We start from the raw sequence: 13,780 nt of genomic DNA on the forward strand, positions 1-13,780 counted from the left end.
AAGCGCCGTCGGGCGACGGCAGTGCGCCAGGCTATGCGACGGTCGTTAAGGAGACGCCATCGGCCCGCGTTAAGAAAACGTCATGGATGCGCAGGTCGGCGCTGGTGGCACGGTGCGGCAAGGCCCGGGACGGGCCCCGGCGCCGGGGCGGGGAGGCGGTACGTCGCCGTCCGCCGCCCCGGCGTCTCGGATCCTGGACGGGGGTTACGCCTGGTAACCGAGGACGGTCATCATGCCGGTCTCGGAGTGGTAGACGTTGTGGCAGTGCACCATCCACAATCCCGGGTTGTCGGCGTCGAAGTCGACCGCCAGGGTCGCGCCCGGCAGCACGATCGCGGTGTCCTTGCGCGGGCCGTCGGCGCCCAGCGCGAAGCTGTGCCCGTGCAGGTGGACGGGGTGCCACATGCTCGTGCTGTTGCGGAACTCCAGCCGCACCCGCTCGCCCGCCGCGACCGGGTAGCGCTGCGCCGGGTCGTACCTGCGGCCGTTGAACGCCCAATCGGCCTTCGCCATGCCACCGGTGAGCTCCAGCCTGACGGTGCGGTCCGGCGCCTTGGCGGGCAGCCGAACGCTCGCGTCGGCCTTCAGCTGCCCGGCGGTGAGCAGCCGGCCGTCCAGCTCGGCCGGTCGCACCGAGGCCTCGGGCGCGGCACCGCCGCCGGTGCGCAGCACGGCCAGCGCGCCGGCGTTCTTGCCCTCGGCGAGGGCGGTCAGCGGGAAGACGCCGTCCTTGACGGTGACCAGAACGTCGTAGCGCTCGCCCATGCCGAGCAACAGCGCCTGGGTGGTGGCCTGTTCGACCGGGAAGCCGTCGGTGTGGGTGACGGTCAGCTCGTGGCCGCCGAGGGCGACCCGGTAGGCGGTGTCGCCGCCCGCGTTGATCAGCCGGATCCGGATCCGGTCACCGGGCTTGGCGGTGAAGGTCTCGGGGGCGCTCGGCAGACGGCCGTTGACCAGGTGGAAGGGGTAGGCGACATCGCCCGCGTCACCGCCGAGCAGCGGGCTCGCGGCGCCCATCAGCATCCGGGAGGGGCCGGCGGCCGCGGTGGGGGCGGCGGCTGCGGTGGGGGTGGCGCCTCCCATGTCCATGCCGGGCATGCTGTGTGACGAATGGTCCATCCCGCCCATGCCCTTGGCGAGTTCGGCCAGGACGGCGTCCGGAGTGCTGCCGTCGACCCCCTCCACCCAGTCGTCCAGGACGACGACCCACTCCTTGTCGTAGCGCAGCGGCTCCTTCGGGTCCTCGACGATCAGCGGCGCGTACAGGCCACGGTCCTGCTGGACGCCGGAGTGCGGGTGCAGCCAGTAGGTGCCGGGGTGGGAGAGCGCGAAGCGGTAGTCGAAGGCGGCGCCGGCCCTGATCGCCTCCTGGGTCACGCCTGGCACGCCGTCCATGTCGTTGCGCAGGGCGAGGCCGTGCCAGTGCAGGGAGGTGGGCTGCGGCAGGTGGTTGGCGAGGGTGAGGGCGAGCGTGTCGCCGAGGGTGGCGCGCACCTCCTGGCCGGGCAGGCGGTCGCCGTACGCCCAGCTGCGGACGGTGTGTCCGCCCAGGTCGAGGGTGGTCTCGGTGGCGGTGAGCGCGACCTTGCGCTCGGGGCCGGGCTTGCGCCTGGCCTCGGCGGCGGCGACCTCCGGGCCGTTCGGGGCGACGAAGCCGGCGGGCGCGGCGGCGGGGCTCGTCGACCCGTGACTCATGGCCGAGTGGTCCATGCCCTTCATCGAGTCCGAGCCGGAGGAGCAGGCGGCGAGCAGGCCGGTCCCGGCGGCGGCGAGCGCGGAGACCAGGACGGTACGACGGGTGGGTGTGCGCATGGCGGAGTGCACCTCGTGCGGTGGTGTGGGCGTGCAGGACGTCGCGTCGGCCATCCCGTTCCCGTACACGGGCACGGGACGGCGACGCGCGCCTACTGACGCAGCACCGAAAGTCTGCTGAGGAGTATCCGCCCACCCCCGGGCGGCGGCAGCGCCCGAACGGCCCGCAGCAGCCGGGCCCGCACCTCTGCGGCGGCGTCACCACTGCGGCGCGACAGCGAACCAGCGACCAGGAGCACCAGCGTCCAGCCGGCCAGCACGGCGAGGCAGACCGTCATCGGGTCCATGCCGTCGGCGACGGGGTCCGCCATGGCGTGCGCCGGCCCGGCGGCCGTCGCATGGTGCTCCGGCATCTGCTGCGCGGCCGTCAGCTGCGGGCCGTGCCCACCGTGCCCACCGCTCGGGTGGCCGAGCGTGTGCATCGCCACGATCCCGAGCAACAGGGCCACGAGGAGCAGCAGCCGCGACAGCGACGAACCGTACGAACGCTGCTGCGCCATGCCCCGCCTCCCGACCGCCGCCACCCTCCACTTACCCCCACAGGGTATCCCGAACGGCACCTGGCCACCGAACCGGGGCCAACCGGGAGGACGGCGGGCTCACAGCCCCGCCGTACATCCACCGGTTTCCCTCGGCCGGACGGCACCCCGCCCGCCTGACCCGGATCCCGTTCGGGGCCGCACCTTCCGTCGGGTGCGGCCCTCCGCGTCCGGCTGGTCCGCATTCGCCGTGAGCCGCGTGAGCGATCGGCTAGCATGCGCGTCAGTTTTCGATCACTACGGACCGGCTGAGCAACCTGTCGGTCCGGATCTGACGGGGGAACGAACAAAATGGCAGATCCTGACGCGGGCTTGGAGTTCAAGGTCAAGCCGGACGAACTGGACGGCTGCGGGCAGAGCGCACAGCACATAGGCGGCCTGATACCCGGTGAGACATCGAAGATCACCGACCCGTGCAACCAGGCCGCCGGAGGGCTGAAGGGCTGGCTCACGGCCGGCGCCATCCAGAACTGCGGCACCAACTGGAAGACCCTGCTGGACAAGCTCGGAACCGACATGAGCGACGTCGGCACCAAGCTCGGCACCTCGGCCACCTACTACCGGCAGGCCGAACAGAACGCCCACAACAGCATGCGGAACCCGAACGCGCCCGCCTCGAACGGGCCGGAGCCGGACCCCTTCGACACCACCGTCACCACCGGTCCGGTGAAGCCCCGCAGCGCGAAGGCGGCCGAGTAACCGATGGACATCAAGACTCTCCACGACGCCGACGTCATCGGCATCTCCACCGCGAAGAACGCCTTCGACACCCTGGCCACCGCCTTCGGCCAGCACATCGAGAACTGGCAGCACGACGTCGTCGACCGGCTGAGCCACTCCGAGTGGACCGGAACGGCCGCCGGCCACGCCAACACCCGGATCACCAACCTGCAGAACGAACTCCAGGCCGCCAAGCAGGAACTCGGACTGGTCAGCCGGGCCCTGCAGGACGCCTACGACGGCTTCGCCGCCGCCCAGGCACACCTGATCAACGCCCTCGACGACGCCAAGACCCACAAGCTCACCGTCGCCGACGACGGCGGGATCACCTGGGACAAGGACCCCAACTCCCCGAACTTCGCCGGCAACGACGCCGAGAACCAGGCCAAGCAGATCCAGTCCCGGATCACCGCCGCCCTCAACGAGGCCGACCACGCCGACCAGACCATCAACACCCGGCTCGGCCACCTGGCCACCAACGCCAGCAACGGCACCGGCCTCGACTCCACCACAGCCAAGGCCGACACCGACGCCGCCAACGCCCTCCAGCAGATCCCCGCCGCCGGCACCGACCCGAACAGCGTCAAGGCCTGGTGGAACGGACTGACCGACGAGCAGCAGCAGCGGATGATCCTCAACCACCCCGACCAGATCGGCAACCTCGACGGCATCCCCGCCGTCGACCGCAACCAGGCGAACCAGATCAACCTGCAGCGCGCCCATCAGGACATCCAGCATCAGCTGGACACCCTCGGTCCCGCGCCGGTGGCGACCCTGGGCTCCGGCAGGTTCATCCGCCCGAACCCCGCCTTCACGGAATGGCAGCAGAAGCACGACGAGCTCGCGGACAAGATGAACGGCATCAACGCCATCGAGGCCCGGCTGAACACCAAGGTCGACGACAAGCACCCGCCGACCTTCCTGCTGGGCTTCGACACCAACGGCCACGGCCACGCCATCGTCGCCGTCAACAACCCCGACACCGCCGACAACGTGTCGACCTACGTCCCCGGCACCGGCGCACGTCTGGGCAGCATCGGCAGTGACATCAACCGCTCGGACCTGATGGTCGCCTCGGCCAACGACGCCAGCAACAACAAGAGCACAACCTCGTCGATCACCTGGGTCGGCTACGACGCGCCGCAGAACATCATCCCGGAGGCCGCGGACGACACCTACGCGAAGAACGCGGAGGACAAGCTGGTCAGCTTCGAGAACGGGCTGCACGCCACGCACAACGGGAAGATCGGGAACAACACGATCCTGGCCCACAGCTACGGCACCACGACCGTCGGCTACACCATGCGCGACCACGGCCTCCCGGTCGACAACGCCGTCCTCATCGCCAGCCCCGGTGCCGGTGTCGAGAACGCCAAGGACCTGCGCATCGACCCGAACCACGTGTACGCGGCACAGAGTCCGGCCGACGCGATCGGCTGGGCCGCCGCCACCGACCCCAGCGGGGCGGGGGACAACCTCTGGGACAACATCAAGACCGACTTCGGCTTCGGCGACGGCGACCACCACCTGATGTACGGCCGGCAGACCACCGCTCCCCAGTTCGGCGCGAACGTCATGCCCGTCGACCCCAACGCCGGGCACTCCGACTACTGGAACGCCGATTCGCCCACCCTGGCCGCCATGGGCCAGGTCATCGCCGGAAAGCACTGACATGAGCGCCACCGAGCACGCCCCCCTGCTCAGGCGGGTGACCGCCGCCGCCACGCTGGCGGTCACGACCCTGGCGCTGAGTGCCTGCGGCGCGGCGACCCTGCACGAGCGGTCGCAGCCCACGATGACACTCGACCAGGCGAAGACGCGGATCGACAGCTACCAGACGGGCATCCTGGCGAACCTGCCGGTCAAGCCCGCGTCGAATCCGACCTCGTTCGACGACCTGGAATGCGACGCCAACGACATCGGCCCGCACGGCCGGAAGCAGACCTGGCGTTCTGCCGACTTCGAGAACCTCCCGCTGCCGGAAAGGGCCAAGACCGCGGACGCCTTCCGCGGCTACCTCACCGGACAGGGCTTCCAACCGGTCTCGGAGCCAGGCGTCCAGATCGGCTGGGTGAAGATGAAGAACCCGAAGGACAACTTCGTCGCCATCCTGGACGGCGCCACCGACGCGAACCGCACCTTCCAACTGAAGGTCGTCTCCTCCTGCCTCTGGCCGAACGGAAACCCGCCCGCCTAGCCCGACTCCCGTTCGGGGCCGCACCTTTGCGAAGGTGCGGCCCCTACGCCTGCCGCACGGCGGCCGCCAGGTGGGTGCGGAACCAACGCTGGCCGGGATCAACGGAGTTGCGCGGGTGCCAGGCCATCCCCAGCTCCAGCGGCGGGAGTTCGAGCGGGATCGGGAAGGTCCGCAGGCCCAGCGCGTCGAAGGTCTGCGGCAGCCAGTCCGCGGGGCCGAGGGTCACCAGGTCGCTGTCCCGGGCCAGCAGCATCGCGCCGGTGTGGCTGGGCACCACCACCGCGACCCGGCGGCGCAGCCCGCGGTCGGCCAGCGCGGTGTCGATCGGCCCGTGCCGCCGGCCCCGCCGGGAGACGCCGATGTGGTCGGCGGCGGCGAAGCGCCGGGCGGTGATCCGGCCCTCGAACAGCGGGTGGCCGCTGCGCGCCACGCCCGCCACCGGCACGGTGACCAGCGGCCGGGTGCGGATCTCCGGGTCCAACTGCCCCAGCACGCCCACCTCGACGTCCACCACGCCCTGGCGCAGTGCCGGTCCGCCCTCCATGGCCTCGGGCAGGAACACCACGTCCACCCCGGGCGCCTCGGCGCGGATCCGTTCGGTCAGCGGGCCGGCCACCCGGACCAGCACCGCGTCGCCGGCCTGCACGGTGAAGGTCCGCTCCAGGTGCGCCGGGTCGAAGCCCGCCCCGGGGCGCAGCACGTTCTCGCAGCTCCGCAGCAACTCGGCCACCTCCTCGCGCAGTTCGAGCGCCCGTGGGGTCGGCACCAGGCCCTGTCCGGCCCGGACCAGCAGCGGGTCGCCGACGGCCCGGCGCAGCCGGGCCAGCGTCCGGCTCACCGCCGCGGGTGAGGTGCCGAGCCGCTCGGCGGCCCGGGTCACGCTGTTCTCCTGGAGCAGGGCGTCCAGGGCCCGTAGCAGGTTGAGGTCCATTCATAGCTCCTGAACTGCAGTTTTGCGCTGTAGTCAATGATCCCGTGCCAATCCTTGCATTGTTCGGCCGCCGCCGGGCGCGGAGAGTGGGACCGTCCACGCAACAAGTCCTCGTTTCCAGGAGTCCACGTGTCGAACGACCCGCATTCCCACCTCGCCGGCGACGTCCTCGCCGTCGTCAGCCAGAGCGGCCCGATCGTCTCGTTCTTCGACGCCGCCACCGACGCCCTGCTCGACACCCTCGAAGTCGCCGCCCAGCCACACGAGTTGTGCTTCGACCCGACCCGGCGTCTGCTCTGGTGCACCACCGCGTACCACTCCGGCTACTACAACGCCCACAACGGCCACAGCACCAAGCTGACCGCCATCGACGCCGACACCCGCCGGATCGTCGAGGTGATCGACCTGGCTCCCGAGCACGGCCCGCACGGCCTGGCCCTGGACCTCGCCCGCGACCGGCTCTACGTCAGCGTCGAGGCCTCGGCGGACCGCCCCGGCGGGGTGGTGGTCATCGACACCACGACCCGCCGCCCGCTCGGCCGGATCGACACCGACGCCCCGGGCCCGCACTGGTTCGCCATCTCCCCGGACGGGCGCACCGGTTACGCCACCAACAAGGAGGCGCCGTTCGTCTCCGTGGTGGACCTCGGCCGCGGTGTGCTGACCGCCAAGGTGGAGGTCCCCGGCAGCGAGGGCCTCGCCGTCTCCCCGGACGGCAGCCGGGTGTACGTGGCCGCGCCCTACCTCGGTTTCGCCGGCAAGCCCGACGCCGTGCCCGGCATCCACGTCATCGACACCCGGACGGCCTCCGTGGTGGAGGTCATCCCCACCGGGTCCGCCGTCATCCCGGTCCATCTGACCTCGACCGGACGGCTGCTGGCCGGCGAGATCAGCGCCACCCCCGGCGCCGACTCCCCCCTCGGCCGCCAGGCCCCCGGCCGCCTGTCCGTCTTCTCCGCCGCCACCCACCGGCCGCTCGGCTCCGTCGAGGTGGGCCAGTTCCCGCTGACCATCACCTCCTCCCCCGACGGCCGCTTCGGCTACGTGTCCTCCGTCGTCTCCTCCACCGTGGACGTCATCGACCTCGGGACCCTGACCCCCGTCAGCCGTCTCACCGTCCCCAAGCTCGCCGAACCGGGCGCCCACGGCCTGGCCTACCTCCCCCGCCCGGCCTGACGCCACCCGACTCCGGGCGCGGGCCGCGCCCGGAGTCCCGCCCACGCCCGGAGTCTTGTCGCCGCCCGGGGCCTGGAGCATCCTGAGGCACACCCGTCGTTCCGGGGGAGGCACGATGAGACGCGGCTTCGGTGTGTTCTGCTCGACGGTGGTGCTGGTGACGGCGCTGACAGCGGCCACCGCGTGCGAGCCGGTCCTCGACCCCGGCGCGTTCCGCCACCCGGTCCTCCTCCCCGAACCCGCCCCACCGTCCGCCCAGTGGATCGTGGACCTCGTCGCCGGGCTCAACACCCCACCCCAGTGCCCGGAACCGACCCTGCCGACCCTGGCCGTCCTCGACACCGACGGCCGGTACCGGGCGATCGCGTTCTGGCTGGTGGACAACCTCGACGTCTGCTACGCCGTCATCAACCACCGGGGCGAGACGCCCACGACCATCTGGTTCACCCCCGTCAAGGACCTCATCCCGCGCACCCCCATGCCCGCGGACACCACGGCGGGCGTGGACTCCTACGCCTTCACGGCCTACCGCGGCCGGGTGGACGACATCGAGGTCTCCGGCGACACCGACCACCTCGTCAGCCCCGTCCGGCACCTCACCGTCGACCTCGGCCTCGGCGACCTCGTCACCTTCGCCGCGTACCACTACCGGATCCCGTCGACCGGCAAGCCGCTCTCCATCTCCCTCTGCACCCCGTCCGGCACCTGCCGCGACGCCCACTGACGGTGACCTTGATCGTGTGGACGGCCGTTCCGGGTGCCGTCTGGGAGGTCCTCCATCTCTATCTGAGCCGGCGACCCGGACCGGTCCCTGAGGAACACCCCCTAAGGGCGTAGACACGCTCACCGGCGGGCATGGCACGGTCGTAGGGCACCGCCATCAGCCGTGAGAAGGTACCAAGCATGAGTGCAGTGAAGTTCATCCTCAATGTCATCTGGTTGGTTTTCTGCGGCATTTGGATGGCTCTTGCCTACGTACTCGCCGGAATTATCTGCTGCCTGCTCGTAATTACCATCCCGTTTGGCATTGCCTCGTTTCGGATCGCCGGATTCATACTGTGGCCGTTCGGGCGGACCACCGTCGAGCGCCGGGACGCCGGGGCCGCGTCCTGCGTCGGCAACGTGATCTGGCTCGTCTTCGCCGGGTGGTGGCTGGCCCTCGGGCACCTGCTCACCAGCATCCCGCTGTTCCTGTCGATCATCGGGATCCCGTTCGGCTGGGCCAACCTCAAGATGATCCCGATCTCCCTGATGCCGCTCGGCCGCGAGATCGTCTCCACCGACCAGGAGTGGGGCTCGCGGTACTGACCGCGGTACGCCGACGGCCCGCCCCGGTGAGGGCGGGCCGTCGGCGTTTTCGCAGGTCAGACGTTGAGGATCCGTACGGCCATCTCCCGCATCTCGACCTTGCGGATCTTGCCGGTGACGGTCATCGGGAACTCCTCGACCACGTGCACGTAGCGCGGCACCTTGAAGTGGGCGAGCCGGCCCTCGCAGTAGGCGCGCACGGCCTCGGCGGTGAGCGGTTCGGTGCCCTCGCGCATCCGGATCCAGGCCATCAGCTCCTCCCCGTACTTCGGGTCGGGGACGCCGATCACCTGCACGTCGAGGACGTCCGGGTGGGTGTAGAGGAACTCCTCGATCTCGCGCGGGTAGAGGTTCTCCCCGCCGCGGATCACCATGTCCTTGATCCGCCCGGTTATGGCGAGGTAGCCGTCCGCGTCCATCACCGCGAGATCCCCGGTGTGCATCCAGCGCGCCGTGTCGACGGCCTCGGCGGTGCGCTCGGGCTCGTCCCAGTAGCCGAGCATGACGGAGTAGCCGCGGGTGCACAGCTCGCCGGGCTCGCCTCGCGGGACGGTGCGGCCGGTGGCCGGGTCGACGACCTTGACCTCCAGGTGCGGGCCGACCCGGCCGACCGTGGAGACCCGGCGCTCGACCGGGTCGTCGGTGCGGGTCTGGGTGGAGACCGGCGAGGTCTCGGTCATGCCGTAGCAGATCGACACCTCGGCCATGCCCATCCGCTCGATGACCTCCTTCATCACCTCGGTCGGGCAGGGCGAGCCGGCCATGATGCCGGTGCGCAGGCTGCCGAGGTCGTAGCGGGCGAAGTCCGGGTCGGCGAGTTCGGCGATGAACATGGTCGGCACGCCGTACAGCGAGGTGCAGCGCTCGGCGGCGACGGCGGCCAGGGTGGCGCCGGGTTCGAAGGAGGGGGCCGGGATGACCATGCAGGCGCCGTGGGAGGTGGCGGCGAGGTTGCCCATCACCATGCCGAAGCAGTGGTAGAAGGGCACCGGGATGCAGATCCGGTCCTGCTCGGTGTAGTTCAGCAACTCCCCCACGAAGTAGCCGTTGTTGAGGATGTTGTGGTGCGAGAGGGTGGCGCCCTTGGGGAAGCCGGTGGTGCCCGAGGTGTACTGGATGTTGATCGGGTCGTCCGGCGCCAACTCGCCCTGGCGCTCGGCGAGGAGGCCGAGGAGAGCGGGATCGGCCTTGCGGCCGGCCGCCAGCAGGCCGTTCCAGGCGGGGCTGCCGAGCAGCACCACGCGCTCCAACCCGGCACACCGCGGCCGGACTTCCTCGATCATCCCGGCGTAGTCCGAGGTCTTGAAGCCCTCCGCGGCGACCAGCAGCCGGATCCCGGCCTGGTTCAGCACGTACTCCAACTCGTGCGCCCGGTAGGCCGGGTTGACGGTGACCAGGATCGCGCCGAGCTTGGCGGTGGCGTACTGGGTGAGCGTCCACTCGGCGCAGTTGGGGGCCCAGATGCCGACCCGGTCGCCCTTGGCGAGACCGAGCTCCAGCAGGCCGAGGGCCAGCGCGTCGACGTCGGCGGCGAGTTGGGCGTACGTCCAGCGGCGGGCGGTGGGGCGGTCGACCAGGGCGTCGCGGTCGGAGAAGGCGCGCACCGCGCGGTCCAGGTTCTCCCCGATGGTGTCGCCGAGCAGCGGGACATCCGAGGTGCCGGAGGCGTAGCTGCGCGGGGTCGGCGTGGTCGGCACGGGCTGGCTCCTGGGTGCGGAGGTGCGGGACGGGGACCATGGTCGCCGTTCCCGGGCCCGCACCGCCACCCCCGAACGGGGGTACGGACACGGCGCTGGGGCCGCCCGTCGGGTTCGACGGACGGCCCCAGCGCTACGGTCACCCGTTGATGCAGATGCTGCCGAAGGCCGGGTTGAGGATCCCGCCTCCGCCGAAAGAGTTGCCGCAGACATTGAGCTCGGTGTTGATCGGAATCTGGATCAGGTTGCCGGAGAGAAAACCGGGCGAGTTGGCGGCGACGCCGTTGGCGGTCGCGTCGCCGGCCGCGGCGGTGCCGGCGCCCGCGAGGACCGCCACCGCGGCGAGCGCGGTGGCGGCGAGGGTGGTGCGAATACGCATTGCGTCACTCCTTGTGAGGGTGGCGAAACATCCGTGTGACCATCACACACACCGATCGAACTTCACCGCAGGCCGGGAGCGTGCGAATTGGTCAATCAGAGGGCGTGTCGCCCTCCCGCTCCCCCGGTGCGGGCCCGGCGGCCCCGGCCACGCTCACTGATTCCAGCAGCTCCCGGGCCGCTTCCAATCCGGGTTCGGCCGCCACGGCGCGGTGCAGCAGCCCGAGCGCGAGCACCTCGTCCCCGGCCGCCAGGGCGTCCAACGCCCGGTTGTAATCGATCCGACCGGCGTAACGCAGTCGGAACAGCACGCTCAGGTCCTCCCGGCAGGACGGGCAGCCGAGCGTCTGCGGGTCCGCCGGCACCCGGCACAGCGGGCACTGCACGTCGAGGGGGCTCACGGTGGTCATCGCGGACCGGCCTCCTCCGGACGGACCGGACCGAGCGACTCGGCGGCCGGCTCGCTGCCGAGCTCCCGCTGCGCCTGCGCGTACAGGGCCAGCAGATTCGACATGTGGGTGTTGACCGCCTCCATGTTGGGCGCCTCCACCGCGTCGTCCAGCCCGCGCAGCTCCGCCATGATCCGCTGGGACAGGGCCGGCGAGATCATGTTCTGGCTCACGTAGACGTTGCACATGGTGAGCATCCGGAAGGTGTGCCCGAGCGAGTCGCACAGCTCGTCCGCCTTCTGGGCCGCGCGCATCGCGCCCTCCCAGTCGGCCGCCTCCCGGCGCAGCCGCAGCTCGGCGGCCACCGAGCGCAGCCGGTCGAGGTCGCTCGGGTCCAGGTGCTTTTCGCAGTAGTGGATGAACAGGCTCAGGTACGCCTCCGAGCCGCGCACCCAGCGCTGGGCCTTGAGCTGGCGCTGCGCCCGTTCCAGTGCCTCGTCCACCGACTGGCCGCGGGTCTGCCCGGCCGCCAGGTCGTCCAGGGTGTCCATCAGCCGCTGGGCCTCGCGCATCTCGGCCTCGGTGAGCTCGCCGCCCCAGCGGTCGGTGAAGGACTCGACCTGCCGCTGCTGCTCCTCGACCTGCACCTTCAGCTCCGGGTCGAGGGAGACCCGCTCCAGCTTGACGGTCTTCTCGGCGCCGCCCTGGATCCGCACCGACAGGGTGATGGTGCGGTCGCGGTCGAGGCCGAAGGAGACCTCGACCGGGGTGCGGCCGCCGAGGCCCTCCGGCAGGCGCAGGGTGAGGTGGCCGATCAGCTCGTTCTGCTGGGCGATCTCGTGCTCGCCCTCGTACACCGCGATCTCCAGCCGCTGGCGGCCGCTGCCGGAGACCACGAACTCCCGGCTGACCGGCGAACTGGTCGGGTAGCTCGTGTTCTTGGGGATGATGACGGCCAGTCGGCCGTCGTTGAGCTCGATGCCGAGGTTCTTCGGGGTGATGTCGAAGGGGTTGGTGACCTGCATCAACTCCCCGCAGCCCGCGCAGACTTCACTGCCGGGTGGGTTGACCCTGGAGCAGGAGGCGCAGCGCAGGCCGACGTCCTCGGCGGCGGTGGAGGCCACCTTGGTGTGGCCGGGGGCGGCCGAGTTGAGCGCTTCGCCGCACAGTTCGCAGGCGGTGACGCCGGGGGCGGCCGGGGTGCCGCAGCGCGGGCAGTTGTCGCCGCGCACCACGGTGGTGGCCTGGGTCTGCTTCGGGATGGCCGTCCCCGCCCCGGCCGTGGCCGAACCGGCCATGTCCTGGCCGCACTTGGTGCAGGCCGAGGCCTCGGCGTCCACCGGGATGTGGCAGGTCGGGCAGGAGACCCGGTCGCCGCCGAGCAGGGAGGTGGCGCAGTTGGCGCAGTTGGAGGCCGACAGGTCCCCGGGGGCCCGGCACTCGGGGCACTCCACCTCGCCGACCAGTGCGGACTGCACGGCCGCGCCGAGCGCCACGCACTGCATCGGGTTGACGCCGCGCTTGATCCGGCGGGTGCCGAACACCTCGCCGAGCCGGCGCTCGACCAGCGGGATCGAGGTCGAGCCGCCGACCAGCACCACCTCGTCGATGTCCCCGACGGTCAGGTTGGCCTGCATGATGGCCTTGTGGGTCAGCTCGATGGTCCGCTCGATCTGGGCCTCGATCAGCTCCTCGAAGCGGGCCCGCTCGAACTCCGTCTCCAGCACCAGCTGTCCGGCGCCCAGGCCGGGCAGGATGACCTCGGAGGACTGCTGGTTGGAGAGCTCGATCTTGACCGTCTCGGCGGTGGAGGCGATCTTCGGGCGGTCACGCAGGTCGGGCTGGTAGTCGGAGCCGTACTCCTCGCGGATGTCCTCCAGCAGCGCGGTGGTGATCGCGCGGTCGAAGTCGTCGCCGCCCAGCAGGTTGTCGCCCTCGATGCCGAGCACCGAGACTGAACCGGGCACCAGCAGCAGGATGGAGATGTCGAAGGTGCCGCCGCCGAGGTCGTACACCAGGACGGTGCGGCCCTCGTCGCCGGCCTCGCTGGCGAGCCCGTACGCGAGCGCGGCGGCGGTCGGCTCGTTGATGATCCGCAGCACGTGCAGGCCGGCCATCCGGCCCGCCTCCTGGGTGGCGGCGACCTGCCGCTCGCCGAAGTACGCGGGGACGGTGATGACGGCGCGGTGGAAGGGCTCGCCGAGGCGCTGCTCGGCGTCCTGCTTGAGCCGGTGCAGGATGATCGCGGAGATCTCGATCGGGGTGTAGGAGCGGCCGTTGAACCAGACGTTGACGTCGCCGTCGGTGCCCGCGGTGACCTTGTAGTCGACCTCCTTGAGGGCCGCCTGCACCTGCGGGTCCTTGAACTTGCGGCCCATGAAGCGCTTGACCGAGCGGATCACGTTGGCGCCGTCGATGGCGGTCCGGCTGCGCGCGGTCGAGCCCACCAGCAGCTCGCCCTTGCGGCCGCTGCCGACCACGGACGGCGTGGCCTCCTGGTTCTGCCGGTTGAAGATGATCTCCGGCTCGCCCCGGCGCAGGTGGGCCACCACGGAGTTGGTGGTGCCCAGGTCGATGCCGAGTGTGCGGTACATGTCGTTCCCCTCTTGCCCCTCGTGGTCCTGCTACGTCCT

Annotated in this window: 13 protein-coding genes; 6 read left to right on the forward strand and 7 right to left on the reverse strand. The window is 70.9% G+C overall.

Features of this window, described 5'->3' with window-relative positions:
• Positions 1 to 204 precede the first annotated feature (204 nt).
• Entirely contained in the window at positions 205 to 1,812 is a 1,608-nt protein-coding gene (locus ACIG5E_RS13240; protein WP_396533503.1) for a multicopper oxidase family protein, read from the reverse strand.
• 92 nt (positions 1,813 to 1,904) lie between these two features.
• Complete coding sequence (locus ACIG5E_RS13245) at positions 1,905 to 2,312, reverse strand: DUF6153 family protein (protein WP_396533504.1); 408 nt, start codon at positions 2,310 to 2,312, stop codon at positions 1,905 to 1,907.
• 330 nt (positions 2,313 to 2,642) lie between these two features.
• Here ACIG5E_RS13245 and ACIG5E_RS13250 point away from each other — a divergent pair, with 330 nt between their 5' ends.
• From ACIG5E_RS13250 to ACIG5E_RS13260, 3 genes are read left to right on the forward strand one after another with little or no spacing between them, the layout of a single operon-like run.
• Complete coding sequence (locus ACIG5E_RS13250) at positions 2,643 to 3,050, forward strand: hypothetical protein (RefSeq protein ID WP_396533505.1); 408 nt, start codon at positions 2,643 to 2,645, stop codon at positions 3,048 to 3,050.
• Between the two features lie 3 nt (positions 3,051 to 3,053).
• A complete protein-coding gene (locus ACIG5E_RS13255; protein ID WP_396533506.1) occupies positions 3,054 to 4,742 on the forward strand; it encodes an alpha/beta hydrolase in 1,689 nt (562 codons plus the stop codon).
• A gap of 1 nt (position 4,743) precedes the next feature.
• Positions 4,744 to 5,268: a hypothetical protein gene (locus ACIG5E_RS13260; RefSeq protein ID WP_396533507.1), complete on the forward strand. Its 525-nt coding sequence runs from the start codon at positions 4,744 to 4,746 to the stop codon at positions 5,266 to 5,268.
• A 43-nt stretch (positions 5,269 to 5,311) separates the two neighbouring features.
• Here ACIG5E_RS13260 and ACIG5E_RS13265 read toward each other — a convergent pair whose 3' ends face one another.
• Positions 5,312 to 6,199 (reverse strand): LysR family transcriptional regulator, encoded by an 888-nt coding sequence (locus tag ACIG5E_RS13265; protein WP_396533508.1) that lies wholly within the window; start codon positions 6,197 to 6,199, stop codon positions 5,312 to 5,314.
• A gap of 129 nt (positions 6,200 to 6,328) precedes the next feature.
• Here ACIG5E_RS13265 and ACIG5E_RS13270 point away from each other — a divergent pair, with 129 nt between their 5' ends.
• The 3 genes from ACIG5E_RS13270 (at position 6,329) to ACIG5E_RS13280 (ending at position 8,683) form a co-directional block, all read left to right on the forward strand.
• Entirely contained in the window at positions 6,329 to 7,375 is a 1,047-nt protein-coding gene (locus ACIG5E_RS13270; protein ID WP_396533509.1) for a YncE family protein, read from the forward strand.
• A 115-nt stretch (positions 7,376 to 7,490) separates the two neighbouring features.
• Positions 7,491 to 8,099 (forward strand): hypothetical protein, encoded by a 609-nt coding sequence (locus ACIG5E_RS13275; protein ID WP_396533510.1) that lies wholly within the window; start codon positions 7,491 to 7,493, stop codon positions 8,097 to 8,099.
• Positions 8,100 to 8,278: 179 nt separating this feature from the next.
• A complete protein-coding gene (locus tag ACIG5E_RS13280; protein ID WP_396533511.1) occupies positions 8,279 to 8,683 on the forward strand; it encodes a YccF domain-containing protein in 405 nt (134 codons plus the stop codon).
• Positions 8,684 to 8,739: 56 nt separating this feature from the next.
• Here ACIG5E_RS13280 and ACIG5E_RS13285 read toward each other — a convergent pair whose 3' ends face one another.
• From ACIG5E_RS13285 to ACIG5E_RS13300, 4 genes are all read right to left on the reverse strand, one after another.
• The gene (locus ACIG5E_RS13285; protein WP_396533512.1) at positions 8,740 to 10,380 is read right to left on the reverse strand and encodes an AMP-binding protein; all 1,641 of its coding nucleotides are present in this window, start codon (positions 10,378 to 10,380) and stop codon (positions 8,740 to 8,742) included.
• Between the two features lie 139 nt (positions 10,381 to 10,519).
• Positions 10,520 to 10,759: a chaplin gene (locus tag ACIG5E_RS13290; RefSeq protein WP_396533513.1), complete on the reverse strand. Its 240-nt coding sequence runs from the start codon at positions 10,757 to 10,759 to the stop codon at positions 10,520 to 10,522.
• A gap of 91 nt (positions 10,760 to 10,850) precedes the next feature.
• Positions 10,851 to 11,168, reverse strand: coding sequence for a hypothetical protein (locus tag ACIG5E_RS13295; protein WP_396533514.1), 318 nt, complete (start codon positions 11,166 to 11,168; stop codon positions 10,851 to 10,853).
• On the reverse strand, positions 11,165 to 13,741 hold the full coding sequence (locus ACIG5E_RS13300) for an Hsp70 family protein (protein ID WP_396533515.1): 2,577 nt from the start codon (positions 13,739 to 13,741) through the stop codon (positions 11,165 to 11,167). The genes ACIG5E_RS13295 and ACIG5E_RS13300 overlap by 4 nt, the downstream gene beginning before the upstream one ends.
• Positions 13,742 to 13,780 lie beyond the last annotated feature (39 nt).

The organism is Kitasatospora sp. NPDC053057 (assembly GCF_044546945.1).
Classification (GTDB): Bacteria; Actinomycetota; Actinomycetes; order Streptomycetales; family Streptomycetaceae; genus Kitasatospora.